Source organism: Bradyrhizobium sp. SZCCHNR1098, assembly GCF_032489375.1.
In the GTDB taxonomy this organism is placed as follows: domain Bacteria; phylum Pseudomonadota; class Alphaproteobacteria; order Rhizobiales; family Xanthobacteraceae; genus Bradyrhizobium.
The window spans coordinates 39,102-65,037 of record NZ_JAUEXY010000007.1; the positions used below are offsets into that span (position 1 = coordinate 39,102).

Sequence of the window (25,936 nt, forward strand, 5' to 3'; positions counted from 1 at the left end):
AATGCATGTGGATCACAGGGATAGAAACTCATTCCGGCCCGATCTATTCCTTGCGCCTGTCCCTATTCGTCATTGGGCGGAATGTCGTACCGCCGTTCTGGCGCTCATGCCGGCCTTGGCATTCGCCAGCACGGCACTGCGACACCAACGAAAAGGCCGCCCCGCAAGGGGCGCCCTGGTGTCGTCATCCGCCGATCTTATCGGGCCTTAGCCCGAGTAGTACATGTCGAACTCGACCGGGTGCGGGGTCATTTCGAAGCGCTCGACCTCGGTCATCTTCAGCGCGATGTAGCTGTCGATGAAGTCGTCGTCGAACACGCCGCCGGCCTTCAGGAAGGCGCGGTCCTTGTCGAGGTTCTCGAGCGCCTCACGGAGCGAGCCGCAGACGGTCGGGATCTGCTTCAGCTCTTCCTTCGGCAGGTCGTAGAGGTCCTTGTCCATCGCCGGGCCCGGATCGAGCTTGTTCTTGATGCCGTCGAGGCCGGCCATCAGCATCGCGGCAAAGCCGAGATAGGGGTTGGCGAGCGGATCGGGGAAGCGGACCTCGACGCGCTTGGCCTTCGGCGAGGAGGTGTAGGGGATGCGGCAGGACGCCGAGCGGTTGCGCGCGGAGTAGGCGAGCAGCACCGGCGCCTCATAGCCCGGGACCAGACGCTTGTAGGAGTTGGTCGACGGGTTGGTGAAGGCGTTGATGGCCTTGGCGTGCTTGATGATGCCGGCGATGTAGGACAGGCAGGTCTCCGACAGGTCGGAATACTTGTTGCCCGCGAACACCGGCTTGCCGTCCTTCCAGATCGACTGGTGGACGTGCATGCCCGAACCGTTGTCGCCATAGACCGGCTTCGGCATGAAGGTGGCGGTCTTGCCGTAGATGTGCGCGACCTGGTGGATGCAGTACTTGTAGATCTGCATCTGGTCGGCCATCAGCGTCAGCGTGTCGAACTTCATGCCGAGCTCGTGCTGGGCGGAAGCGACCTCGTGGTGGTGCTTCTCGACCTTGACGCCCATGCGGGCCATGGCGCCGAGCATCTCCGAGCGCATGTCCTGCACCGAGTCCTGCGGCGGCACCGGGAAGTAGCCGGCCTTGGTGCGGATGCGGTGGCCGAGATTGCCGCCCTCATACTCGGTGTCGGAATTGGTCGGCAGCTCCGAGGAGTCGAGGCGGAAGCCGGTGTTGTAGGGCGAGGAGCTGTAGCGCACGTCGTCGAACACGAAGAACTCGGCTTCGGGACCGACGAACACGCTGTCGCCCACGCCCATCGACTTCACCATCGCCTCGGCCTTCTTGGCGATGCCGCGGGGATCACGGTTGTACGGCTCGCCGGTGGTCGGCTCGAGCACGTCGCAGGTGATGATCATGGTCGTTTCGGCGAAGAACGGATCGATCGTCGCGGTCACCGGGTCGGGCATCAGGCACATGTCGGATTCATTGATCGCCTTCCAGCCGGCGATCGAGGAGCCGTCGAACATCGTGCCTTCGGCAAAAATGTCTTCGTCGATCATGCTGACGTCGAAGGTGACGTGCTGCCACTTGCCCCGCGGGTCGGTGAAGCGGAGGTCGACGTATTTGACGTCGTTGTCTTTGATTGCTTTCAAGACGTCCTTGGCGGTCTTCATGAATACCCCTCTTGGCTTATAACGTCACGGCCCGGCGCGGGACGGCGTCCGCGGGTCATGCTCCATAGCCTCGTGCGGGGGCCAAGACAACATCGGAAACGGCAAAACGGCCGCGTGCAAGCGCCTCGCAGAGGACACTTGAGCTGCCATAGGGGCTGCTGGCGCAGCAAACGTTCCGTGCGGGGCCTGGAGCGGACGGTCCGTTCCAGGCCTGCGGTCGGGCTAGATCGCGTCCAGCCCGGATTCTCCGGTTCGGATGCGGATGGCTTCCTCGATGTTGGACACGAAGATCTTGCCGTCGCCGATGCGGCCGGTCTGGGCAGCGCGGCGGATTGCCTCGATCGCGCGCTCGACCAGGTCGTCGCCGATCACGATCTCGATCTTCACCTTGGGCAGGAAATCGACGATGTATTCGGCGCCCCGGTAGAGCTCGGCATGGCCTTTTTGCCGGCCGAAACCCTTCGCTTCGGTGACGGTGATGCCCTGAAGTCCCACTTCCTGAAGCGCCTCCTTCACCTCGTCGAGCTTGAACGGCTTGATGATGGCTTCGATCTTCTTCACTGAGCGCCTCCCGGGCATTCCGCTATAAACAACAGGTGGGTCATCGTCAGGCTGCGCGCACGCGCAGGTCGTTCGATCATTTCGTTACCGGGCCCGACACTCTCCGGCGGAGGCCCGGTGATTGACTGCCCGACTTGCCCCGTGCCGAAGTGGCTCCACAAAAGCAGGGTCTATGCCAAGTCGTTAACGGGCCCAAATCGAGCCGATAATCAGGCATTTCACGAGCACCCGACGATTCCCTCAAGGAACGTCTAGAATACCGGAGCCTTGAGATTAGGCAAACAGATCAAACGTTGTGCAGGTCTTGACGGCGGAGCCGGGCGCTGTCCGAAATGCCCAGGGAAAAGGCGACGTGCCGGGTTTCGTCGCGCCTTGCCAGATGTGCAGCGCCCTTGGAAGTTGCGGGCCGGCGCGGCAATAGGAAGCGCGGGATTCGCGCGCACCGGCTCCGAGGAACGGGGCGCCGACGTCCCCTGCGAGGCCATGGGGACGACATCAGGCTGCCGGCGCAAGACGGCGGCTGGAGACGAGAGCGGTTTATGGAAATCTTGACCACGAGCGAAATGGAGCGCGCCGACCGGCTGACGATCGCGGCCGGCACGCCGGGCTTTTCGCTGATGCTGAGTGCCGGACAGGCGGTGGCCGAGGCGGCCATGGACCTGGTCGAGACCGGGCCGATCGTGGTCGTGTGCGGGCCGGGCAACAATGGCGGCGACGGCTTCGTTGCCGCGGCCGAGCTCGCCGCGCAGGGCAGGGACGTGTCGGTCATCCTGATGTGCGAGCGCGACGCGCTGCATGGCGATGCGGCCTCCGCCGCCAAGGGCTGGAAGTTTCCGGTGCTGCCGTTCACGCCGCAGGCGATCGGCAAGCCGGCGCTGATCATCGACGCGCTATTCGGCGCCGGTCTTAGCCGGCCCGTCACCGGCGAGCCCCATGACGTCATCGCAGCGATCAACGGCAATGGCGCGCCGGTGCTCGCCGTCGACCTGCCGAGCGGCATCAACGGCACCACGGCTGCGGTGATGGGCATTGCGGTCCGCGCCACCGAGACGGTGACCTTCTTCCGCAAGAAGCCAGCGCACCTGCTGCTGCCGGGCCGCCAGCATTGCGGGCGCGTCCGGCTCGCCGACATCGGCATCGATCCCCAGGTGCTCGCTGAGATCAGGCCGCAGGCCTTCGAGAACGAACCCGAACTCTGGCAGGGCCGCTTTCCCGTGCCTGTTATCGACGGCCACAAATACGCGCGTGGCCATGTGCTCGCGATGTCTGGCGACGTCGCCGCGACAGGCGCGGCGCGGATGGCCGCGCGCGCCGCGTTGCGGGCCGGCGCCGGTCTGGTCACGCTGGCCTCGCCGCGCGATGCGCTCGCGGTCAATGCGGCGGCGCTGACGGCGGTGATGGTGCGCGCCGCCGACACCGCGATCGAGTTCGGCGAGCTGCTCGGCGACAAGCGTTACAACACCTGCATCATCGGGCCCGGAACGGGCGTCAATGAGCGCACGCGCGACCTCGTCTTCACCGCGCTGTCGGCGCAGCGTCATCTCGTGCTCGATGCAGACGCATTGACGAGCTTCGCCGATGCGCCGGAGCGGCTGTTCGAGCAGATCAGGGCGATGGCCGACGCGCAGATCGTGCTGACGCCGCACGAGGGCGAATTCCCGCGCCTGTTCTCGGATCTCAGCAACAAGCATCCCGGCCGCTCCAAGCTGGAGCGCGTCCGCGCGGCCGCCGCGCGCTGTGGCGCCGTGGTGCTATTGAAGGGCGCCGACACAACGGTGGCCGCGCCCGACGGCCGCGCCGCGATCGCCGCCAATGCGCCGCCCTGGCTCGCCACCGCCGGCGCCGGCGACGTGCTCGCCGGCATCATCGCGGGGCTATTGGGGCAAGGCGTGCCGGCGTTCGAAGCCGCCACCATCGGCGTCTGGATGCATGGCGAGGCCGGCAACGAGGCCGGCCCCGGCCTGATCGCGGAGGATCTCACCGAGACCCTGCCGGCCGTGTTCAGGCGCCTCTTCGATCGGTTCGGCGTCGACTACTGATGCCGCGCCGTCACTCGAGCTCGACGACGATCTTGCCGGTCGCGCCGCCCGCGAGCGCGGCATAGGCGGCGTCGACCTCGGAGCGTGAGAAGCGGCGCTCGTCCATGCGTGGTGCGAGGTGACCCGCGTCCGCGAGCTTGGCGGCCTGGGCGAGGATGAAGCCGTGATGCTCGCGGCCTTCACCGGTCAACAGCGGCAACAGCGTGAACACGCCCGAATAGCTGGCGGCCTTGAATGACAGGGGCGCCAGCGCATGACTGCCCCAGCCGAGGGCGCTCACGACATGGCCGAAGCGGGCGACCGCATGGAACGAGGCGTCGAGCGCCGCACCGCCAGCGGTGTCATAGACGACGTCGAAGCCGCGTCCGGCCGCATACTCTCGGACATACTGATCGACGCTCGTCGTGTGACGGTCGATCGGGGTGACGCCGAGCGCGCTGAGTTCCGCGCGCCGTTCGGCCGAGGCGACCACGAACACCTCGGCGCCGCGCGCCCGTGCAAGCTGTGCCGCGACACGTCCCACGCCGCCGCCACCCTGGACCAGAACCGTCTGGCCGCGGCTTATGGCGGCGCGGTCGACCAGTCCTTCCCAGGCCGTGATGGTGATCAGGGGCAGGGCGGCGGCCTCGCGCATGCCGAGCCGCGTCGGCTTGTGCGCAATCAGCCGGGCATCGACGGCGGCGAATTCGGCGAGCGATCCCTGGATGCCGCCGACACCGCCGGTCATGCCGTAGACCTCGTCGCCGGCCTTGAAGCCGGTGACGCCGGAGCCGACCCGCTCCACCGTTCCCGCGAGATCGATGCCGAGCACGGCGGGCAGAGGATGCCTCGCATGCGCAGCTTTGCCTGCGCGAATCTTCAAGTCGAGCGGATTGAGACCGCTGGCCGCGACGCGGACCAGCACCTCGCCCGGGCCGGGACTGGGGCGCGGCACCTCAGCGATCCGAAACGGCCCGTCCACCTCGTCCAAGACCACGGCGCGCATCGATTGATTGAAGGCCATCACAACACCTCGTTGCTGTTGGGTCTTGTGTGGCGACGTCGAAAGTGTTTGGAAATGGCGTTATTTGATATTGTCTCATTCAAAAATGAATGGGTGGTGCCGAGATGGATTGGAGCGATCTGCAGGTCTTCCTGGCAGTTGCGCGCGAGGGCACCCTGGGCGCCGCCGGCCGGCGGATCGGGCAGAGCCAGCCGACGGTCGGCCGTCGGTTGCGGGCGCTGGAGCGGAGTGTCGGCCAGACGCTGTTCCAGCGCACGACCACGGGTTTCGTCCTGACCGATGAAGGCGCCATGGTCCTGGCCCACGCCGAGCGGATCGAGGAGGAGACGCTTTCGATCGGGCGCAACCTCGGCGGCGGCGATCAGGGCCTCGACGGCACCCTGCGCATCGCCTGCTCGGACTGGTTCGGCCTGCACATGCTGTCGCCGGTGGTCGCGGAGTTCGCGCAATCGCATCCCCGCGTCATGGTCGAGATGTTGACGGATGCGCGGGTCTACAGCCTGGCACGGCGCGAGGCCGACATTGCCTTCCGGATCGCGTCGTTCGACGAGCCCGACGTGATCGTGCGCCGGCTCACCCACATCCGCTACGGCGTCTATCTCCAGACCGGTCGGCCGCAGCCTCGTCCCGGCGATGGCGAAGGCCACGACCTGATCACGATGGACAGCGGTTTTGGCGGGATGCCCGACGCGGTCTGGCTCTCACGCGTGCTGCCGGGGGCACGCGTCGGCATCCGAAGCAACAGCCGCGACGTTCAGGCGCGCCTGTGCGCGCTCGGCCGCGGCGTCGCCGTGCTGCCACGTCCGCTCGGCGATGCCACCCCCGGCATTTCCCGCATCGACCTCGGCGAAGAGCCGCCGGGACGCGATACGTTCGTCGGCTACCACCGCGATCTCAAGCGGCTGGCGCGGCTGCGCGCCCTGCTCGATCTCGTCGTGGCGCGCTTCGCCCGCGACACAATGTGAGCGCGGGCGCGCCGTCACGTCACCTGATACTTCGCGACCGCGCTCTCGTTCCAGGCGAGGCCGAGACCCGGACCTCGCGCGGTCACCTTGCCGTCGATGACCTGCAGCGGCTCGGCGAGGATGGCGCCGGCAAAGTCCAGCACCTCAAGCCAATGCGCGGTCGGCGTCACCGCCAGCACATGCGCGCTCGCTTCTGGCAGGATGTGGCTCGACATCGGGATCGAGGCCGCATCGGCTTGCCCGGCGACGTTGAGCCAGCCGGTGATGCCGCCGACCTTCATCAAATCGGGCATGATGAAGTCCGAGGCGCCGGCGGCGATCGCCTCGGCAAAGCCGCGCGGAAACCACCAGTTCTCGCCGGCCTGGATCGGGATCTCCGAGCGCTCGCGCACCCGGGCATGGCCGGAGAGGTTTTCCTGCGGCACCGGCTCCTCGATCCAGGTCAGGTCGTAGGCAGCAAGGCGCGTGATTCTGCGCGTGGCTTCAGTGGGATCGAGCGACTGGTTGAAGTCGAGCATCAGCGCCATGTCCGGGCCGAGCAGGGCGCGCAGGCCCTTGATCATCGTTTCGTCGGTGGCGAGATCGCCATGACCGCCCTTGGTCTTGATGGCGCGGAAGCCGTGCTCGTCGCGCGCGGTGCGCAAGGTGCGCTCGTCGTCTTTGGCATCGAGCACGCCATAGCTGTCATAGGCCGGAATTGGTCGCGCCGTGCCGCCGAGCAGCTCGACCACGGGCTTGCCCGCGAGCCGACCGAGCGCGTCCCAGAACGCCATGTCGAGGCCCGAGACGGCCATGCCGACGAGACCCTGCCAGCCGAGCAGGCGGAATTTGGCGTCCATGAGTTTCATCAGGTCGAACGGGACCAGGGCTTGGCCTTTGAGCTCGCGGCCGATCTCCTCGACCAGATGCAGCAGCGGTTTCAACGCGAGCCTGGTGTAAGCGAACAGGTAGGAATGGCCGGTAACCCCCTGATCGGTTGCGACGTCGATCAGCACCAGCGGTCCGGAGTCGATGATCCCGAACGCGTTGCGCAGGGGACGCTTCATGGGCGTGATCACGGCACGCGCCGTGACCCCGGTGATGGCGGCAGTGATCATGGGGACTGTTCCCTCAGGTTCGTTTCCTCACCGGATCTCATACCACCGCAGCAGGCGCGGCGCCGCCCAGTTCGTCGCCATGCCTTCGACCAGGAACCGGCCGGACTGCTCGGCAAGGAATGCAATGCGCTGGGCCTGGCCGGCCTCCAGCGCCAGCGTGTCGAGCCAATAGGGCTTCCAGCCATCGTCGAGCCGGTCGAGCAGCCGGAACGGCTGGCCATGAAGGTGGACCACATGGGTGCCGGCGGTCTTGTTTGCCAATGCCAGCACGACCGCTTGGCCGGCCTTGGCCTGGAAGGTGGGGGCGCCGGCGGCGTTGAACGCGGCGGGCGGTTGCCAGCCGGCGCCGTCGAGCGTGAGCTCGGCCCGAGCGGCGGTCCTCAGGTCCAGCTTTTCCGGCAAACCGTTCGAAGGCAAAGGCGGCGCCGGCGGCAACGGGGCGGCACGGAGCGGCGGCTCGCTCGACGCCACCAGCCGGGCGAGGGGACGCGCATTGCTGCCGTCGTGCAGCAGCACGGCCAGCGTTGTCTTGGCGGCGGGCATGTCGAGGAAGACGTCGGTGCGGCCGCCGGGCGGCAGCACCACCGCGCCGTTTCGAGCCAGGAAAGGCTCGGCCGGCTGGCCGTCGATGGCCATCACGCGGACGGCGTCGAGGTCGGCGATTTTGATCGCGATCAGAGCGCGTTGACAGCCATTGATGAACCTCAACCTGACCCGCGCATGGGTTCGCAGCGCGATCTCCGGCTGGATGTGCCCATTGACGGTGTAAAGGGGGGCGGCGTCTCTCGCCTCGGTTCGTGGCGCAACCGCGGTTCCGTCCGCCTCGAGCCTGAAGTCCTCGACCAAGAGAATTTCGTCGTGGTCGACAGTTACCGTCTCGGCTTCGTCGACGATGACAGGCAGTGGCCGGATCGGCACGGCGTCGGCGAGCAGCCGCAGGTCGAGCAGGCCGGTCCCGGCGCGCGACGCCAAGGCTGGAATGGTGGCCCGGCCGCCGGGGCCGATCTCTGGCTGCGCCAGCAGCGGGGCGGGTAAAGTGAGGCCGCGGCTGGACAGCGCGGCCGGGATCGAAAGGCCATTCGAAAGGTCCAGATCGAGCGCCGTGCCGCGTGCGAGCCGGATCACCGGAGCCGGTGCAGCCAACCGCCATAGCGGGCTCGGTGAATGTCCCGGGCCCAGCGCGAGAGATTCGCCGCGAGCGTCCAAGGAAACCGAGATTCGGCCAGCGGCCGGAGCCGGGCGAGCAAACGAGGCCGCGCCGGCTGCGGCGAGGCCGCCGAGCAGGGCACGGCGGCTGAGCCCCTCGGACGGTTCCGTCATGCGACAAAACATCGTGCGATGAGGGGGATGCGGATCATGTTGTTTTCCCTTATCTGTGCGTGCGACACGGTCGATCGGCCTGCCGGTGGTGCTTTCGACAGCCCATTTTTTTGCTGCGGACGGTTTCGTGCGTGGTATAAGCCGCGCCGCCCGCGGCACCGCGGCCGGGCTATCGATGCAGTTCACGCGGGCGTGGCGGAACTGGTAGACGCGCTGGATTTAGGTTCCAGTGACGAAAGTTGTGGGGGTTCGAGTCCCTCCGCCCGCACCAAGCGCTTCTCCGGCGTTTGCCCCAAGTTTTACCGGCGAACCCGTTGTCTCGCAAAGAGAAGCGGGGCCGCCGATCCCACCGGCGCAAAGCCTTTGCCGCGCGTCGTCCACAATTGAGTCAGATGTGTCCGGATCGCAAGGGTTCGGACCGAAGCGGAAGAAGATTGACGCCATGCAGGTCACAGAAACCTTGTCGGAAGGCTTGAAGCACGAGTTCCAGATCAGCGTTCCGGCGGCGGATCTCGACGCCAAGGCGGATGCCAAGCTGGTCGATCTCAAGGACAAGGTCCGCATCAACGGCTTCCGCCCCGGCAAGGTGCCGGTGGCGCATCTGAAGAAGATCTATGGCAAGTCGGTCATGGCCGAGACCATCGACCAGACCATCCGCGACACCAACACGCAGATCTTCACCGAGCGCGGGTTCCGCCTCGCCACCGAGCCGAAGGTGACGATGCCGACGGAGGAGGCCGAGGTCGAGAAGATCCTCGCTGGCCAGTCCGACCTGACCTACACCGTGGCCGTCGAGGTCGTGCCGGCGATTGCGCTAGCCGACTTCAAGACCTTCTCGGTCGAGAAGCCCGTGGCCGACATCACCGACGCCGATGTCGACGAGGCGATCAAGCGCCTGGCCGATGCCAACCGCAGCTACGCCGCGAAGGCGGAGGGCGCGAAGGCCGAGAGCGGCGACCGGGTGAAGATCAACTTCAAGGGCACGATCGATGGCGTCGCCTTCGAGGGCGGCACCGGCGAGGGCATCGATGTCGTGATCGGCTCGAACACCTTCATTCCCGGCTTCGAGGACCAACTGATCGGGATCGGCGTCGGTGAGACCCGTACGCTCAAGGTGACGTTCCCGACCAACTATCTCAACAACGAGCTCGCGGGGAAGGCCGCGGAGTTCGAGACCACGGCGACCGCGGTCGAGGCTCCGGAGGACAAGGTGGTGGACGATGAGTTCGCCAAGACGCTCGGCCTCGAGTCGCTCGACAAGCTGAAGCAGCTGATGCGCGACCGCCTCGCCGGCGAGTTCAGCCAGGCGACCCGCCAACGTGTCAAGCGCGCGCTGCTCGACCGTCTCGACGAGACCCACAAGTTCGATGCGCCGCCGTCGCTGATCGACGAGGAGTTCAACCTGATGTGGAACTCGGTCAAGGCCGAGATGGACTCCAGCGGCAAGACCTTCGCCGACGAGAACACCACCGAGGACAAGGCGAAGGAGGAGTACCGCACCATCGCCGACCGCCGCGTCCGTCTCGGCCTCGTGCTGTCGGAGATCGGCGAGAAGAACAAGATCACCGTGACCGACGACGAGGTCGGCCGCGCCGTGATGGAGCGCGCGCGCTCGATGCCGGGCCGCGAGAAGGAGGTCTGGGACTTCTATCGCAACAACCCGCAGGCGCTCGCGCAGCTGCGCGCGCCGATCTACGAGGACAAGGTCGTCGACTTCATCCTCGAGCTCGCCAACGTGACCGAGAAGAAGGTCTCCAAGGACGAGCTGTTCAAGGACGACGACAGCGACAAGGCGGCCTGAACAGGTCGCCCATCGTAGGGTTCGCGACATAAGCGCGTGATTAAGGTTGACCGGCGAAAGCGCCGGTCGGCCCGGTTCAGGCGCTGGCCGCCGCCGCGGGAATCAGCTTGAACAGCGCAACGACCTTGCTCGCGGCTGGCCAGGGGACCCGGTCTTGTCACCGGCGAATTGGTCCATATCTGTGAGTTCGGTCTTGAAGTTCTGCATCACGGGACACCTGTCCGTCGCTGCTCGTTGAAATGAGCCTCACCTGCGGCGGCCGGTCGTCTCAACTGCTGGTCCAACCCTTGGGTGATTCATGCGCGATCCCGTCGAAACCTATATGAACCTTGTGCCCATGGTGGTCGAACAGACCAACCGCGGTGAGCGCGCCTACGACATCTTCTCGCGCCTCCTGAAGGAGCGCATCATCTTCGTGACCGGCCCGGTGGAGGACGGCATGGCGACCCTGATCGTCGCGCAGCTCCTGTTCCTCGAGGCCGAGAATCCGAAGAAGGAAATCGCGATGTACATCAACTCGCCCGGTGGCGTGGTGACGTCGGGCCTCGCGATCTACGACACGATGCAGTTCATCCGTCCGGCGGTGTCGACGCTGTGCACCGGCCAGGCGGCTTCGATGGGCTCGCTGCTGCTCTGTGCCGGCCACAAGGATATGCGCTTCTCGCTGCCGAACTCGCGCATCATGGTGCATCAGCCGTCCGGCGGGTTCCAGGGCCAGGCGACCGACATCATGCTGCACGCCCAGGAGATCCTGAACCTGAAGAAGCGGCTGAACGAGATCTACGTCAAGCACACCGGCCAGTCTTACAAGGCGATCGAGGACGCCCTGGAGCGCGACAAATTCCTCACGGCGGAAGCGGCCCAGGAGTTCGGCCTGATCGACAAGGTTCTCGACAAGCGGCCGGAAGATCCGGCGGCGATGGGCAAGTGAGCCGTCCGTGATCGAGGCGGGGTCCGATTGACGGGCCTCGGAACGCAACAGCATCGCCTTTGCCGGCTCGGGCCGGCAAAGGTACCAAGGTGGGGTCCCAAAAGGGCCGCAACCCTGCCGTGCGGCCGGCAAATAGGCGTGGCAAACACGCAACGCTTCGCTGATTTCGCGTGTTCTTACCGTGTCAAGCCCCAAAATCACGGTAATGTCACGGTCTAGGGTCTGTGCTCCGATTAGCGAATTCTTGATAGTCGGATGACAGCATGATTGGCTAGAGTGTCCAGTTATGGATCGTGGGGGATTCGCGTAGGTCGTCGGTGCACGACGGGTGAAGAACAAGGTGTTAATTTTGGTACGAAATTTGCTCTTTCACCAGTCTGGTCCGGCCCGTGCCGGATCGGAACGAACGAGCGGACAAGAGCGAACCGCGGACGGAGACAGGAATGAGTAAGGTCGGCACGAGCGACTCGAAGAACACGCTATATTGCTCGTTCTGCGGCAAGAGCCAGCACGAAGTCCGCAAACTGATCGCAGGTCCAACCGTCTTCATCTGCGACGAGTGCGTCGAACTCTGCATGGACATCATCCGCGAGGAGAACAAGTCCTCGCTGGTGAAGTCGCGCGACGGGATTCCGACCCCGAAGGAGATCTGCAAGGTCCTGGACGATTACGTGATCGGTCAGAACCATGCGAAGAAGGTGCTGTCGGTCGCGGTTCACAATCACTACAAGCGGTTGAACCACCAGACCAAGCACTCTGACGTCGAGCTGGCGAAGTCGAACATCCTGCTGATCGGTCCGACCGGCTCGGGCAAGACGCTGCTGGCGCAGACGCTGGCGCGCATTCTCGACGTGCCGTTCACGATGGCGGATGCGACGACCTTGACCGAGGCCGGCTATGTCGGTGAGGACGTCGAGAACATCATCCTGAAGCTGTTGCAGGCGGCCGACTACAATGTCGAGCGCGCGCAGCGTGGCATTGTCTACATCGACGAGATCGACAAGATCAGTCGCAAGTCGGACAATCCGTCGATCACCCGCGATGTGTCGGGCGAGGGCGTCCAGCAGGCGCTGCTCAAGATCATGGAGGGCACGGTTGCGTCGGTTCCGCCGCAGGGCGGCCGCAAGCACCCGCAGCAGGAGTTCCTGCAGGTCGACACCACCAACATCCTCTTCATCTGCGGTGGTGCGTTCTCCGGACTGGAGAAGATCATCTCGGCGCGCGGCCGGTCGACCTCGATCGGCTTCGCCGCCCAGGTTCTGGCGCCGGAAGACCGCCGTACCGGCGAGATCTTCCGTCACGTCGAGCCTGAGGATCTCCTGAAGTACGGCCTGATCCCCGAGTTCGTCGGCCGTCTGCCGGTCGTGGCGACGCTCGAGGATCTCGACGAGAACTCGCTGAAGAAGATCCTGACCGAGCCCAAGAACGCGCTGGTGAAGCAGTATCAGCGGCTGTTCGAGATGGAGAACATCGAGCTTACCTTCGCCGACGAGGCGCTGGGCGCAGTGGCGCGCAAGGCCATCGAGCGCAAGACCGGCGCGCGTGGCCTGCGGTCGATCCTCGAGAGCATCCTGCTCGAGACGATGTTCGACCTGCCGGGTCTCGAGGGCGTCGAGGAAGTGGTCATCTCGCGCGAAGTGGTCGAGGGCACGGCCCGTCCGCTCTACATCTACGCCGATCGGTCCGATCGTGCGGTGGAAAGCAGCGCCAGCGCGTGAGGCGCGCTGGCACGAGAGACAGAAGACCTCGATTTGTTAGATCGGCGATCGCTGTGGACATCATGTCCGCGGCATCGCAGTGTTTCAGCGTCCCGCCGCGTAGAGCCAATTTTGGCGGGTGTTTACCGATACTTGACACCCCCCGGGTCGATAGCCACCTAATGTCGCGTGGCGATACAAATCTCAATCCCGGGATTCGCCTCAACAAACGATCCGAAACAAGCGGGCGATATCGACGCGTCAGTGATGTCCGGATCAGATCGCACCTTGTGGCGGTTGCGCACGATGGCGGACTGCGTGCAAGGGGGCTAAACAAAAGGAACAGGCCATGACGACCCCCAAACCCCGGCCGACCATCGTCTACGGCGAGAGCCACGCGTATCCGGTTCTGCCGCTCCGCGACATCGTCGTCTTCCCGCACAACATCGTTCCGCTGTTCGTCGGCCGCGAGAAATCCATCCGCGCGCTCGAAGAGGTGATGAAGAACGACGCGCTGGTGATGCTGGCGACGCAGAAGAACGCGTCCGACGATGATCCAGCTGCGGATGCTATCTACGAGACCGGGACGCTCGCCAGCGTGCTGCAACTCCTCAAGCTGCCCGACGGCACCGTGAAGGTGCTGGTCGAGGGCCTGGAGCGCGCGCGCGTCGAGAAGTACACCGATCGTGCCGACTACTACGAAGCCACTGCCGTTGCGCTCGAGGATACCGATGCGAAGTCGGTCGAGGCCGAAGCGCTCGGGCGGTCCGTCGTGTCGGACTTCGAAAGCTACGTGAAGCTGAACAAGAAGATCTCCGCCGAAGTCGTCGGCGTCGTTCAGTCGATCACCGATTTCGGCAAGCTGGCCGACACCGTCGCCTCGCATCTCGCCGTCAAGATCGCCGATCGCCAGGGCATCCTGGAGACGCTGTCCGTCACCACGCGCCTGGAGAAGGTGCTGGGCCTGATGGAGAGCGAGATCTCGGTGCTGCAGGTCGAGAAGCGCATCCGCTCGCGCGTCAAGCGCCAGATGGAGAAGACCCAGCGCGAGTACTACCTGAATGAGCAGATGAAGGCCATTCAGAAGGAGCTGGGTGACGAGGACGGCCGCGACGAGCTCGCCGATCTGGAAGAGCGCATCAACAAGACCAAGCTCTCCAAGGAAGCACGAGAGAAGGCGCAGCACGAGCTGAAGAAGCTGCGCCAGATGTCGCCGATGTCTGCGGAAGCGACCGTCGTGCGCAACTATCTGGATTGGCTGCTGTCGATCCCGTGGAACAAGAAGTCCAAGGTGAAGAAGGATCTGGAAGCCGCGCAGGCGGTTCTGGATGCGGATCACTATGGGCTGGAGAAGGTCAAGGATCGCATCGTCGAGTACCTGGCGGTGCAGTCGCGCGCCAACAAGCTGACCGGCCCGATCCTGTGCTTGGTCGGACCTCCCGGCGTCGGCAAGACCTCGCTCGGCAAGTCGATCGCGAAGGCCACCGGCCGCGAGTTCGTTCGCGTGTCGCTAGGCGGCGTGCGCGACGAGGCGGAGATCCGCGGTCATCGCCGGACCTATATCGGTTCGATGCCCGGCAAGATCATCCAGTCGATGCGCAAGGCCAAGACCTCGAACCCGCTCTTCCTGTTGGACGAGATCGACAAGATGGGCTCGGACTTCCGGGGTGACCCGTCGTCGGCGCTGCTGGAGGTTCTGGACCCCGAGCAGAACACGACGTTCAACGACCACTATCTGGAGGTCGACTACGACCTGTCGAACGTGATGTTCATCACGACCGCGAATACGCTGAATATTCCCGGCCCGCTGATGGACCGCATGGAGATCATCCGCATCGCGGGCTACACCGAGACCGAAAAGCTCGAGATCGCCCGCAAGCATCTGATCCCGTCCGCGCTGTCGAAGCACGGCCTGGATTCGAAGGAGTGGTCGATCGACGATGACGCGCTGCTGCTCGTGATCCGGCGCTACACCCGCGAGGCGGGCGTGCGTAACCTGGAGCGTGAGATTTCCACACTGGCCCGCAAGGCCGTGAAGGAGCTCATGATGTCCAAGAAGAAGTCGGTGAAGGTCACCGAGAAGGCCGTCGAGGAATTCTTGGGTGTGCCGAAGTATCGCTTCGGTGAGATCGAGAGCGACGATCAGGTCGGGATCGTCACGGGTCTGGCATGGACCGATGTCGGCGGTGAGCTGCTCACCATTGAAGGCGTCATGATGCCCGGCAAGGGCAAGATGACGGTGACGGGCAATCTGCGCGACGTCATGAAAGAGTCGATCTCGGCGGCGGCGTCCTACGTCCGCTCGCGGGCGATCGTCTACGGCATCGAGCCGCCGATGTTCGACCGCCGCGACATCCACGTCCACGTTCCGGAGGGGGCGACCCCGAAGGACGGTCCGTCGGCGGGCGTCGCGATGGCAACCGCAATCATCTCGGTCATGACGGGCATTCCGATCCGTCACGACGTCGCGATGACCGGCGAGATCACCTTGCGTGGTCGCGTGCTGCCGATCGGCGGTCTGAAGGAGAAGCTGCTGGCTGCGGCCCGCGGCGGCATCAAGACGGTGCTGATCCCCGAGGACAACGCCAAGGATCTCACGGAGATCTCCGATGCGATCAAGGGCGGCATGGACATCATCCCGGTGTCCCGTCTAGACGACGTCGTCGCCCGGGCCCTGGTCCGCAAGCCGGTGCCGATCGTCTGGGAAGAGGACACCAAGGTGCCGGTGAAGGCCGACGGCGACGAAGCCGCCGGCGGCCTGACCGCCCACTGAGGTCCGAACTGATCCAAGGAAACGGCGCCCGTAAGGGCGCCGTTTTCGTTTGGGAGATCGAACCACCGACCCTTCGAGCGTGCGTGGTCTGCCCCCACCGTTCTCGCTGGGGCGGTTTCTCGCTGCCGCCGCGTGGTTCCGGCGTTGATTGAGGATCGGGCAGGGGGTAAAGAAGCGCGACGTGAGGGCGGCTAGCTCAGCTGGTTAGAGCATCTCGTTTACACCGAGAGGGTCGGGAGTTCGAATCTCTCGCCGCCTACCATTAGCATCCGCTGGGACGCACCCTCGCAATGGTGACGCTGCTATTGTCGTGCGCGTCGATTTTCCAAGCTGATGGCGATGCTCTCCAGACGCGCGTTTGTGCGTCGGGTTTCATCGATCTGCTGCTCTCGTAAAGCTGAGCCACCTTGCCATCGAGCCTCGGCGGCTGAGCCAAACCCACGTCCCGATCACGATGATGGCGCCGCCGAGTGCTCAATTCGGACAGGGGTTTAAAATCCTTTGCGACAGCTGGTGCGAAGCGCCCGGACGATTTCGCGTGGCGATGAACCGTTCTTCGGCTAGCTTGGCGCGCGGAGTGAAACATCGCGGGCGAACCGATGACCGACTTCCTGCGCCACTGCACCGGCGGACATGAGCGTGCCATTCCGGCGGGCACCATGCTGCTCGAGGAGGGGCATAGCACCGGGCATCTCTACATCCTGCTCGAGGGGCGGCTGGAGGTGATCAAGGCCGGCGCCACGGTGGCGGTCGTGTCGGAGCCGGGCGCGCTGTTCGGTGAAATGTCGCTGCTGCTTGAGCAGCCTCACACGGCGACCGTGCGCGCCGCCGCGGATTGCCTGATCTACGAAATTCCCGACGCTCGGCGCTTCCTGGCTGAAAATCCCGAGGCGACGCTCGCGATTGCGCGCATGCTGGCGCAGCGCCTGAACGTCGCCAACAGCTATCTCGCCGACCTGAAGCGGCAATATGCCGGCCATGGCACCCATCTTTCGATGGTCGGCGAGGTGCTGCAGAGCATGATCAACCTGCCGCCGCAGCAGGTTTCGCCAGGAACGGATCTGGAATCCGATCCACGACTCTGAGCCAGTCCGGCGCCGCCGTTACGGGTTGCGCCGGGCGTTGCAGCGGGCCGGCGAGATCGATCCATTCGGCTTGCCCGGCCGCCAACCAGAAGGCGCGCCCTTCATCGGTGTCGAGCACCATGTAGGTCGGCGGTCGCCCGGGCTGCCGTCCGGTGTTGAACACCCAAGTCTCACCGACGCGATCGAACCAGGACCCGTCCTTGATGAACGGCGACTGGTGGACGTGGCCGGAGATCACCATCGCCGGGCGGTGCCGCGCGATGAAGCCTTCGAGCTCGGTGTCGCCGAAGAAGCGCTTGCCGCCCCAGCTCACCGGCGAGTTGGCCGGCGGCGCATGATGCACCCAGATCCAGCGGGCTGCGTCGCGCGTCGCGGCGGCATCGAGCTGGCGTCCGATCGCGGCCTTGACCAGCGGACCGTCCCACCATGTGCAAAGCGAGAACAGCGTATCGCCGATCAGGACGTCATCGCCGTCGGCCGCGATGCCGAGCTCGCGGACCGTCCCGATCCAGGCCGCGATCTTCTCGCCATCCGGGCTGCGCTCCTCCAGGTCATGATTGCCCGAGCAGATCATGACCCGCGTCTTGGCCGCCAGGAGCACGAGATATGTCTTCACGACCACGATCTGGGCGCGAATGTCGACGATCGAGGCGAGATCGAGCGCATCGCCGGCGAACACCACCGCATCAAAATGATCGGCAGCCGCCACCAGCCGGTCGAACTGCGGCAGCGAGTAATGAAGATCGGCAACGATGAGAGTGCGCATGTGGCTCCTGACGCGCCTGATCGAAGCAAGAGCGAGACCAGAACCAGCGAGACCAGAGGCTGTCCCGCTATTGCATTGCGCTGCTGCGCTCGCCAGCAGGTCCGCGCGCATCTATCGATCCCTCGCCCGCGGCGGTATGATGGGGCCGTTTTTCAGCCGCGGCTGCCAATTGCGAGTGTCCCATGTCTCGTCGTCCGCGACCGCCCATGACTGTTTCCTTCGTCCGCACCGGCGAGCGCCGCTACGCGGTGCGCGCGACGCTCGGTGATGGACGCACCCTCGAAATGAGCCCGGCGCCTGGCTTCGATCCCTGGATGCCGCATGATCTGCAACACTTCATCGTCGAAAAGCATCTCGGGATCGACGGCGCCGTGTTCGGGCGGCTCGCGGCCGGCGGCACGGCCGGGACTTTTCATTTGGTCCCGCATGCGACCTCGTCCCGCGAGACCGCGCGGCTGCGTCGCAGGCATGAGGCCAGGGACCAGCGCCTGATGCCGGAACGCAGCGAGGACTATGCCCGCTCCGAGCGCGCCACCTATGTGTGCTGGCAGGACTGGCTGCAGCAGGCTGACGATCCGGCGCTGCGGGCGCGCGGGGCCGAGATGGCGCCGTCGGCGCGCAGCCTGCTGGCTGGGATGTCAGCGGAGGAGCGCGCGGTCTACACGCCGGTGCGGCGCGACGCCATCCGACAGGAGTTCGCGCGGCTGAGCCGACGTTGGAGCGCTCTCGCCGTCGGCGAAAGTCTCTCCGAACCGTGGTCAGAACCGGCCCACTTTCTTCCGCGAGCGCATCGCGGCCTCGTGCCTTGACAGGACAGGCGGCTGCATGCGCCATGCCGGCTCTTGCGATGACCTCAATCAGACAGGGCACATCATGCAATTGCCGGCAGGGGACGAGCGCAACGCCGACCAGATCGCCTATTGGAACGGGCCGGGCGGCCAGCGCTGGTCCGATCGCCAGGAGGCGCAGGACATCCTGCTCGCACCGGTGTCGCAGATCCTGATCGACCGCATCGCGGCCAAGCCGGGTGATCGTGTGCTCGATATCGGCTGCGGTTGTGGCGGCCTGTCGATCGCGCTGGCCGGGCAGGTGGCGCCCGGCGGGCATGTGCTCGGGGTCGACATTTCCGCCCCGATGCTGGAGCGGGCGCGCGCGGTGGCGCCGGCCGGGCTTCCCGCCGAGTTCGTGCTGGCCGACGCGACCGTGCATCCGTTCGCGCCGGCGAGCTTCGATCTGCTGGTGTCGCGGTTCGGCGTGATGTTCTTCGCCGATCCGGTGGCGTCGTTCGCCAACATCCGCCGCGCGCTGAAGCCGGGCGGCCGGGTCGTATTCGCCTGCTGGCGCGAGCCGAAAGCCAATCCCTGGATGATCGCGCCGTTGCAGGCGGTCTATCGCCACGTCCCGAAGCTGCCGGAGATGGCGCCCGACGATCCCGGTCCATTTGCCTTCGCATCGGAAGCGCGGGTGACGCGCATCCTGGGCGAGGCCGGCTTCAGCAACGTCGCGCTGGAGGCACATGCGCTGTCGCTCGACGTCGCGATCGGCAAGGGGCTCGATGCGGCCGTACAATCGGCCTTCGAGATCGGCCCCGCCAGCCGCGCGCTGGAGGGGCATCCCCAGGAGACGCGCGATGCGGCGCGGCAGTCGGTCCGCGAACTGCTGACGCAGTATGTACGCGGCGACAGCGTGACGCTCGCCGGCTCGATCTGGCTGGTGACGGCGCGCGCCTGACGGCGCTCAGGACTGCTCTTCCCAGATCATCGCCAGATGGACGATGGTCTGCACCGCCTTCTCCATGTCCTGGACGCTGACCCATTCGAGACGCGAGTGGAAGGCATGCTCGCCGGCGAAGATGTTGGGGCAGGGCAGGCCCATGAACGACAGCCTCGAACCATCGGTCCCGCCGCGGATCGATGTCCTGACCGGCGTCAGGCCGGCGCGGCGGATCGCCTCCTCGGCATAGGTCACGATCTCCGGATGCAGATCGATGACCTCCTTCATGTTGCGGTATTGCTGCCGAACCTCCATCCGGTAGCGCGAGCGCGGATAGTCCTTCAGGACGTCCCTGACGATGTCCTCGAGCAGCGCTTCCTTCTGCCGCAAGCCCTGCTCGCTGAAATCGCGCACGATGAAATCGAGCCGCGCCTGTTCGAGCGCGCCGGAGATCCCGACCGGATGCAGGAAGCCTTCCTTGCCCTCCGTCGTTTCCGGCGAGCAGCTATCCTTCGGGAGCCGCTCGATGATCGCAGATGCGATCTTGATGGCATGCTCCATCTTGCCCTTGGCAAAGCCGGGATGGGCGCTGACACCGTTGATGAGGATGGTGGCACCGTCGGCGGAGAAGGTCTCGTCCTCGATGTTGCCTGCGGTCTCGCCATCCATCGTGTAGCCGAAATGGGCGCCAAGCTTCTTCAGGTCGACCCGGTCGACGCCGCGGCCGATCTCCTCGTCCGGCGTGAACAGGATCTTGATGGTGCCGTGCTTGATCTGCGGATGGCTGATCAGGAACTGCGCCGCGTCCATGATCTCGGCGATGCCGGCCTTGTTGTCGGCCCCCAGCAGCGTGGTACCGTCCGTGGTGACGATGTCGTTGCCGATCTGGTCCCTCAACGCCGGATGCTCGGCGGCACGGATGATCTGGCTCGGGTCCTTAGGCAGCACGATGTCGCCGCCCTGGTAGTTGCGCACGATCTGCGGCTTCACGTCGGCTCCGGAGCAGTCGGGCGACGTGTCCATGTGCGAGCAGAAGCAGATCACCGGCACGGCCTTGTCGGTGGTGGCCGGGATGGTCGCATAGACGTAGCCGTGGTCGTCCAGATGGGCGTCCGAGAGGCCCATCGCCTGCAGCTCGGCTGCGAGCAACCGGCCGAGATTCTTCTGTTTGAGCGTCGAAGGGCAGGTCGGCGATGTCGGGTCCGACTGGGTGTCGATCACGACATAGCGGAGCAGACGCTCGGTGACGGAGTGGGTGTAGCTGCGAAGCGGATCGGACATGTGCACCACAAGGACAGGAGAGGGAATAATATGTTACCGTATGCATCGGTATACTAATATATCAGTTATTGCATGCCAGATACCAGGGTTCATCAGGCTATCAGTGGTTCCCCCGATCAAAGCGCATCCGCCGGCTCCTTTGCTGCGGAATGCGACGTCGCGACCCGCTGTGATCGGTACCGCCCGCCGGCGGCTGAATTGCGCGCTCCTGCGCGCGCATGGGACCTAAAGGATACCCAGTCCGGCGATTCGAAACTCATCTTCCTTTGCGGCCGTGCCGTTGCGGTCCCGAAGAAAAAAGACGGATCATCGACTTGGCCCATCATCATGCGCGATTTACGGCGGATGCCCGACGCCACTGAGAGAGACCGCGATTGACCGCTCATCAAGGACTTCGCACAGCTATCGGTTCATTGTCCTTGACTTCGAAACATCGCCCCTTTAAGTCGCACTCCTCCGCGGATTTCGCGATCACGCGGGAGTAGCTCAGTTGGTTAGAGCGCCGGCCTGTCACGCCGGAGGTCGCGGGTTCGAGCCCCGTCTCTCGCGCCATGTTTTCAATGGCTTAGCTTTCGATTTGATCCTTTGCCGCCGCAAGCCGTGCGACCGCGCGATCTCTCCCCGGCCACCATCCGACGCTTCGCCGAACTGCAGGCTCTCCGTCGCTAATCTTTCCGATCGGGCACGAAAAAGGCCACCCAGCGGGTGGCCTGCGACCGCTGTCAGCAGCGGACCGACGGCTCAGCGGACCATCGAGTCGCTGGAACTCGTCACGGTCACAGGCTTGCCGGCCTTCACGACGTGCGATGCCGTCTGGCTGTAATCCACATTGGCGCGGGTCGCGATACCGAAAGCGGTTACCGCGATGCCTGCGATCAGGGCAACGACGACGATCTTCAGGTGAGTCGATCGGTCTGCGGAATGCAGCGAGTGGTTCATGTCAGCCTCCCGGCGTCTCAGAGCGCCACTTTGTTGCCTGGACATGTACCTCCGCTTTGTTTCGATCCGGTTTCTTCGTTTCCTCAAAATGGTTTCATCGGTTGCAGTCGGCGCGCCGGCAATCGGGAGTATGCGGCCGGAGCCCATGATCGGCACCCATGCCGGCATCGGCGGTGACCGCGGCCGCGCCGGCCGCCGCGGGTGATCTTGATCCGGCGGCCCTTCGTGACCATTTGAAGTGACAACGGACGCCTATCGGGTGACGGTCCAGTCGCCTTGCTTGGATCGCTCGATCGAACGCTGATCCGCATCCGTCTCCGCCCCCGCCCAGCCTGCGCACGACGGCGTGCGTGCTCGCGATCGCTGATCACCTCAGCATCCCGCGCCGGTCCGTGCGACACCGTAATGCTGCGGGTCTGCAATGCGGCTCCTGCACGCGTCATCCGTGGCGCCGTGGCTCGGTGTGTCCAGGTTTCCGCAATGTGGGGAGGGATGACACCGGCGAGACGGCTTGTCTTGCGCGGCTTGGTGCGCTGCGCTAAGGCTTCGACCAATTCCAATGCAACGAATCTGCGGTTTGCACCGAAACCGCAGAGGAAAGTGGCGCCGATGACCGGCATCCTCCAGAACTATCTCCCCCTCGTCGTGTTCATAGGTGTCGCAGCCATCATCGGCGTGGTTCTGCTGATCGCGCCCTTCCTGGTCGCCTACCAGCAGCCCGATCCCGAGAAGCTCTCCGCGTACGAATGCGGCTTCAATGCGTTCGACGACGCGCGCATGAAGTTCGACGTCCGCTTCTATCTGGTGGCCATCCTTTTCATCATCTTCGACCTCGAAGTCGCCTTCCTGTTCCCCTGGGCAGTGGCATTCGGCAAGCTCGGCGCGGCCGGCTTCTGGTCGATGCTGGTGTTCCTGGCCGTGCTGACGGTCGGGTTTGCCTACGAATGGAAGAAAGGCGCGCTTGAATGGGATTGAGCCCGACCACGTCCTCGACCGGTCCGGTAATCGCACCGGCCCCGAAGGGCATTCTCGATCCCGCGACCGGCAGGCCGATCGGTGCCAACGACCCGTATTTCCTCGAGGTCAGGCACGAACTGTCGGACAAGGGATTCTTCGTTGCTACTGCTGACGATCTCATCACCTGGGCCCGCACCGGCTCCCTGATGTGGATGACGTTCGGCCTGGCCTGCTGCGCCGTCGAGATGATGCAGGTGTCGATGCCGCGCTACGACGTCGAGCGCTTCGGCTTCGCGCCGCGCGCCTCGCCGCGCCAGTCGGACGTGATGATCGTCGCCGGCACCCTGACCAACAAGATGGCGCCGGCGCTGCGCAAGGTCTACGACCAGATGCCGGAGCCGCGTTACGTCATCTCGATGGGGTCGTGCGCCAATGGCGGCGGCTACTATCACTATTCCTATTCGGTGGTCCGCGGCTGCGACCGCATCGTTCCCATTGATATCTATGTGCCCGGCTGTCCGCCGACCGCGGAAGCGCTGCTGTACGGTGTTCTGCTGCTGCAGAAGAAGATCCGGCGCACCGGCACCATCGAACGCTGAAGGTTTTTTCGTTATGGACGACGGCAGGCTCGACGCCCTTGGGCAGACGATCGTGAGCGCGCTTCCGGGCGCGGCGATCGGCCATTCGGTCGCTTTCAATCAGCTCACGGTGAGCGTGGAGCCGGGTCGGATCGTCGAGGTTGTGAAGTATCTGCGTGATGATCCGGCTCTCCGGTTCGTCAACATCACCGACATCACCGCGGTAGACTACCCGGAGCGCGCCAAGCGCTTCGACGTCGTCTACCACTTCCTGTCTCCGACCCTGAACGCACGCATCCGGCTCAAGGCCGAGGCCGACGAGACGACGCAGGTGCCGTCGCTGATCGACGTCTTCCCGGGGGCGGATTGGTTCGAGCGCGAGGCCTATGACCTCTACGGCGTGATCTTCGTCGGTCACCCCGACATGCGCCGCCTGCTGACGGATTACGGCTTCGACGGCCACCCGCTGCGCAAGGACTTCCCCACCACCGGCTTCGTCGAGGTGCGCTACGACGACCAGGAGAAGCGGGTGATCTACGAGCCTGTCAGGCTCAACCAGGAATTCCGCAAGTTCGATTTCCTGTCGCCCTGGGAAGGCGCGGACTATCCGCTGCCCGGCGACGAGAAAGCGACGAAGTGAGTGGGAGCGCGAGCATGAACGAGCAGAGCCCGGCACTCCGCAACTTCACGATCAACTTTGGCCCGCAGCATCCGGCGGCGCACGGTGTGCTGCGCCTTGTGCTGGAGCTGGACGGTGAGGTGGTCGAGCGCGTCGATCCGCATATCGGCCTTCTGCATCGCGGCACCGAGAAGCTGATCGAGACCAAGACCTACATGCAGGCGATGCCCTATTTCGATCGGCTCGACTACGTCGCGCCGATGAACCAGGAACATGCCTTCTGCCTCGCCGCCGAGCGCCTGCTCGGCATCGAGGTGCCGCGCCGCGGCCAACTGATCCGCGTGCTCTACTCCGAGATCGGACGGCTGCTGTCGCATTTGCTCAACGTCACCACCCAGGCGATGGACGTCGGCGCGCTGACCCCGCCGCTGTGGGGCTTCGAGGAGCGCGAGAAGCTGATGGTGTTCTATGAGCGGGCCTCCGGCTCGCGCATGCACGCCAACTACTTCCGCATCGGTGGCGTCCACCAGGACCTGCCGCCGAAGCTGATCGACGACATCGACGCATTCTGCGATCCGTTCCTGAAGGTGGTCGACGATCTCGACCGGCTTCTCACCGGCAACCGCATCTTCAAGCAGCGTAACGTCGACATCGGCGTCGTGACCCTGAAGCAGGCCTGGGAGTGGGGCTTCTCCGGCGTGATGGTGCGCGGCTCGGGCGCGGCCTGGGACCTGCGCAAGTCGCAGCCCTACGATGTCTATGCCGAGATGGAGTTCGACGTTCCGATCGGCAAGAACGGCGACTGCTACGACCGCTATCTGGTCCGCATGGAAGAGATGCGCCAGTCGGTGCGTATCATGAAGCAGTGCATCCAGAAGCTGCGCGCACCGGACGGGCAGGGCCCGGTGATGATCACCGACAACAAGATCGCGCCGCCGCGCCGCGGTGAGATGAAGCGCTCGATGGAAGCGCTGATCCACCACTTCAAGCTCTATACCGAGGGCGTGCACGTCCCCGCCGGCGAGATCTATGCGGCAGTCGAGGCGCCGAAAGGCGAGTTCGGCGTCTATCTTGTCGCTGACGGCACCAACAAGCCCTACAAGTGCAAGATCCGCGCGCCGGGCTTCGCCCATCTGCAGGCGATGGACTTCCTGTGTCGCGGCCATCTGCTCGCCGACGTCTCGGCCATTCTCGGCTCGCTCGACATCGTGTTCGGAGAGGTGGACCGCTGATGGGCCATGCGCCGATCCAGTTCGATCGTGCTTCCGGAGCGCTCGAAGGAGCGAACCTCTGGGAGCGCACGGCTGCATTGGCGTTGTCGACCGGCTCGAAGATTTCCTCGCATTTCTCGCATCGCGGCTACAATCGCTGCGCCAACCTGCTGCGCTTGGCGCTGCCCGAGCGCGACATCGCGGTGAAGCTCAACCCGGACGCCGTGTTCGAGTTCCCCTATGGCGACGGCTACTGGAGCAAGCTTCTCAACCGCGACTATCACTATGAGGACGAGCTCGAGCTCCTGTTCCTCGGCACTGTCGATGTCGACTACACCTTCATCGATGGCGGGGCCAATTACGGCTACTGGTCGGTGCTGGTGTCGAGCACGCCCTACGGCTCGCACAAGGCGATCGCGATCGAGCCGTCCTCGGCGAACTTCGCCAAGCTTGCGAACAATGCGCAGATCAACGGCGGCCGCTTCGAAGTGATGAAGTGCGCCATCGGCGAACGCCGCGGCGTCGCGCATCTCACCGGTACCAAGCACGAGGCCTTCAGTATCGCCGGCGACAGCGCTGGCGGTGAGCAGGTGCCAGTGATGGCGCTCGACGATCTCATCGACGACGGCAACGTCGCCGCTTCCGGCAAGTACCTGATCAAGCTCGACGTCGAGGGCGTCGAGATCGAGGCGATCAAGGGTGGGGCGCGGCTGCTTGCGACCGACAGCATGGTCCTGTGCGAGGAGCACGGCCAGGATCGCAATCATACGGTGTCGCGCTACATCCTCGATGAAACGCCGATGCAACTGATGGTCTACGACCCCGCGAGCGGCCGCTTCGAGATCGTGACCGAGCTGTCGATCCTCGACCGCATCAAGGCGTCCGCTCACGTCGGCTATAACGTGTTCGGAACTGCAAGTGCCTTCTGGCAGAATCGCGTCGCAGCGCTCAATGCAAGTGCCGCGCGCCGCATGCAATGAAAG

General features: G+C 64.9%; 22 protein-coding genes and 3 tRNA genes. 17 read left to right on the forward strand and 8 right to left on the reverse strand.

The annotated features are described in order from the left end of the window. Nucleotides 1–207 precede the first annotated feature (207 nt). Both glnA and QX135_RS16375 read right to left on the reverse strand, forming a co-directional pair. Nucleotides 208–1,617 (reverse strand): type I glutamate--ammonia ligase, encoded by a 1,410-nt coding sequence (gene glnA, locus QX135_RS16370; RefSeq protein WP_315738286.1) that lies wholly within the window; start codon nucleotides 1,615–1,617, stop codon nucleotides 208–210. A gap of 222 nt (nucleotides 1,618–1,839) precedes the next feature. Beyond that, a complete protein-coding gene (locus tag QX135_RS16375) occupies nucleotides 1,840–2,178 on the reverse strand; it encodes a P-II family nitrogen regulator (RefSeq protein WP_009027873.1) in 339 nt (112 codons plus the stop codon). Between the two features lie 539 nt (nucleotides 2,179–2,717). Between QX135_RS16375 and QX135_RS16380 the strand changes: the two genes are divergently transcribed. Then, entirely contained in the window at nucleotides 2,718–4,217 is a 1,500-nt protein-coding gene (locus QX135_RS16380) for an NAD(P)H-hydrate dehydratase (RefSeq protein WP_316176407.1), read from the forward strand. A gap of 10 nt (nucleotides 4,218–4,227) precedes the next feature. Here the strand turns inward: QX135_RS16380 and QX135_RS16385 are convergent, their stop codons facing one another. Beyond that, nucleotides 4,228–5,220, reverse strand: coding sequence for a zinc-dependent alcohol dehydrogenase family protein (locus tag QX135_RS16385; protein WP_315810857.1), 993 nt, complete (start codon nucleotides 5,218–5,220; stop codon nucleotides 4,228–4,230). Between the two features lie 104 nt (nucleotides 5,221–5,324). On the opposite strand from QX135_RS16385, the gene QX135_RS16390 reads away from it, so the two are divergent. Further along, on the forward strand, nucleotides 5,325–6,185 hold the full coding sequence (locus tag QX135_RS16390; protein WP_315738283.1) for a LysR family transcriptional regulator: 861 nt from the start codon (nucleotides 5,325–5,327) through the stop codon (nucleotides 6,183–6,185). Between the two features lie 14 nt (nucleotides 6,186–6,199). On the opposite strand, the gene QX135_RS16395 is transcribed toward QX135_RS16390, so the two are convergent. Together QX135_RS16395 and QX135_RS16400 are read right to left on the reverse strand one after the other, a co-directional pair. Further along, entirely contained in the window at nucleotides 6,200–7,282 is a 1,083-nt protein-coding gene (locus QX135_RS16395; protein WP_316176406.1) for an enolase C-terminal domain-like protein, read from the reverse strand. A gap of 27 nt (nucleotides 7,283–7,309) precedes the next feature. Continuing rightward, nucleotides 7,310–8,602 carry a multicopper oxidase family protein gene (locus tag QX135_RS16400; protein ID WP_316176405.1) on the reverse strand — a complete coding sequence of 431 codons (1,293 nt, stop codon included), beginning with the start codon at nucleotides 8,600–8,602 and terminating at the stop codon, nucleotides 7,310–7,312. 186 nt (nucleotides 8,603–8,788) lie between these two features. On the opposite strand from QX135_RS16400, the gene QX135_RS16405 reads away from it, so the two are divergent. From QX135_RS16405 to QX135_RS16435, 7 genes are all read left to right on the forward strand, one after another. Continuing rightward, nucleotides 8,789–8,873 (forward strand) — tRNA-Leu (locus tag QX135_RS16405). Nucleotides 8,874–9,044: 171 nt separating this feature from the next. Next, nucleotides 9,045–10,403 (forward strand): trigger factor, encoded by a 1,359-nt coding sequence (tig, locus tag QX135_RS16410; protein ID WP_315759189.1) that lies wholly within the window; start codon nucleotides 9,045–9,047, stop codon nucleotides 10,401–10,403. 298 nt (nucleotides 10,404–10,701) lie between these two features. Then, the gene (locus tag QX135_RS16415; protein ID WP_315738280.1) at nucleotides 10,702–11,334 is read left to right on the forward strand and encodes an ATP-dependent Clp protease proteolytic subunit; all 633 of its coding nucleotides are present in this window, start codon (nucleotides 10,702–10,704) and stop codon (nucleotides 11,332–11,334) included. Between the two features lie 443 nt (nucleotides 11,335–11,777). After that, nucleotides 11,778–13,052: an ATP-dependent Clp protease ATP-binding subunit ClpX gene (gene clpX, locus QX135_RS16420; protein WP_012044595.1), complete on the forward strand. Its 1,275-nt coding sequence runs from the start codon at nucleotides 11,778–11,780 to the stop codon at nucleotides 13,050–13,052. A gap of 328 nt (nucleotides 13,053–13,380) precedes the next feature. Beyond that, complete coding sequence (lon, locus tag QX135_RS16425; RefSeq protein ID WP_315738279.1) at nucleotides 13,381–15,804, forward strand: endopeptidase La; 2,424 nt, start codon at nucleotides 13,381–13,383, stop codon at nucleotides 15,802–15,804. Between the two features lie 185 nt (nucleotides 15,805–15,989). After that, nucleotides 15,990–16,066: transfer RNA gene (locus QX135_RS16430), tRNA-Val, on the forward strand. A gap of 337 nt (nucleotides 16,067–16,403) precedes the next feature. Then, complete coding sequence (locus QX135_RS16435; protein WP_315780256.1) at nucleotides 16,404–16,889, forward strand: cyclic nucleotide-binding domain-containing protein; 486 nt, start codon at nucleotides 16,404–16,406, stop codon at nucleotides 16,887–16,889. Here the strand turns inward: QX135_RS16435 and QX135_RS16440 are convergent. After that, nucleotides 16,828–17,655 carry a metallophosphoesterase gene (locus QX135_RS16440; RefSeq protein ID WP_316176404.1) on the reverse strand — a complete coding sequence of 276 codons (828 nt, stop codon included), beginning with the start codon at nucleotides 17,653–17,655 and terminating at the stop codon, nucleotides 16,828–16,830. The genes QX135_RS16435 and QX135_RS16440 overlap by 62 nt on opposite strands. A gap of 206 nt (nucleotides 17,656–17,861) precedes the next feature. Between QX135_RS16440 and QX135_RS16445 the strand changes: the two genes are divergently transcribed. Both QX135_RS16445 and QX135_RS16450 read left to right on the forward strand, forming a co-directional pair. Then, on the forward strand, nucleotides 17,862–18,464 hold the full coding sequence (locus tag QX135_RS16445) for a hypothetical protein (protein WP_316176403.1): 603 nt from the start codon (nucleotides 17,862–17,864) through the stop codon (nucleotides 18,462–18,464). A gap of 64 nt (nucleotides 18,465–18,528) precedes the next feature. Then, the gene (locus tag QX135_RS16450) at nucleotides 18,529–19,386 is read left to right on the forward strand and encodes a class I SAM-dependent methyltransferase (RefSeq protein WP_316234165.1); all 858 of its coding nucleotides are present in this window, start codon (nucleotides 18,529–18,531) and stop codon (nucleotides 19,384–19,386) included. Nucleotides 19,387–19,392: 6 nt separating this feature from the next. On the opposite strand, the gene pepT is transcribed toward QX135_RS16450, so the two are convergent. Beyond that, on the reverse strand, nucleotides 19,393–20,649 hold the full coding sequence (pepT, locus tag QX135_RS16455; protein ID WP_316176402.1) for a peptidase T: 1,257 nt from the start codon (nucleotides 20,647–20,649) through the stop codon (nucleotides 19,393–19,395). A gap of 475 nt (nucleotides 20,650–21,124) precedes the next feature. On the opposite strand from pepT, the gene QX135_RS16460 reads away from it, so the two are divergent. Continuing rightward, a tRNA-Asp gene (locus tag QX135_RS16460) sits at nucleotides 21,125–21,201 on the forward strand. A gap of 189 nt (nucleotides 21,202–21,390) precedes the next feature. Here QX135_RS16460 and QX135_RS16465 read toward each other — a convergent pair. Continuing rightward, nucleotides 21,391–21,588, reverse strand: a complete 198-nt coding sequence (locus QX135_RS16465) for a hypothetical protein (RefSeq protein ID WP_315738273.1) — start codon at nucleotides 21,586–21,588, stop codon at nucleotides 21,391–21,393. Between the two features lie 609 nt (nucleotides 21,589–22,197). Here QX135_RS16465 and QX135_RS16470 point away from each other — a divergent pair. Genes QX135_RS16470 through QX135_RS16490 form a run of 5 tightly spaced genes read left to right on the forward strand, consistent with a single transcriptional unit; the run spans nucleotide 22,198 to nucleotide 25,933 of the window. Then, nucleotides 22,198–22,563: an NADH-quinone oxidoreductase subunit A gene (locus QX135_RS16470; protein WP_008964559.1), complete on the forward strand. Its 366-nt coding sequence runs from the start codon at nucleotides 22,198–22,200 to the stop codon at nucleotides 22,561–22,563. After that, nucleotides 22,560–23,144 (forward strand): NuoB/complex I 20 kDa subunit family protein, encoded by a 585-nt coding sequence (locus QX135_RS16475; protein ID WP_284418856.1) that lies wholly within the window; start codon nucleotides 22,560–22,562, stop codon nucleotides 23,142–23,144. Before QX135_RS16470 ends, QX135_RS16475 begins: the two co-directional genes overlap by 4 nt. Before the next feature lie 13 nt (nucleotides 23,145–23,157). Beyond that, complete coding sequence (locus QX135_RS16480; RefSeq protein WP_315756759.1) at nucleotides 23,158–23,763, forward strand: NADH-quinone oxidoreductase subunit C; 606 nt, start codon at nucleotides 23,158–23,160, stop codon at nucleotides 23,761–23,763. 14 nt (nucleotides 23,764–23,777) lie between these two features. Beyond that, nucleotides 23,778–24,974 carry an NADH-quinone oxidoreductase subunit D gene (locus QX135_RS16485; RefSeq protein ID WP_316176401.1) on the forward strand — a complete coding sequence of 399 codons (1,197 nt, stop codon included), beginning with the start codon at nucleotides 23,778–23,780 and terminating at the stop codon, nucleotides 24,972–24,974. Beyond that, nucleotides 24,974–25,933 (forward strand): FkbM family methyltransferase, encoded by a 960-nt coding sequence (locus tag QX135_RS16490; protein WP_315738271.1) that lies wholly within the window; start codon nucleotides 24,974–24,976, stop codon nucleotides 25,931–25,933. The genes QX135_RS16485 and QX135_RS16490 overlap by 1 nt, the downstream gene beginning before the upstream one ends. The last annotated feature ends 3 nt before the right edge of the window (nucleotides 25,934–25,936 follow it).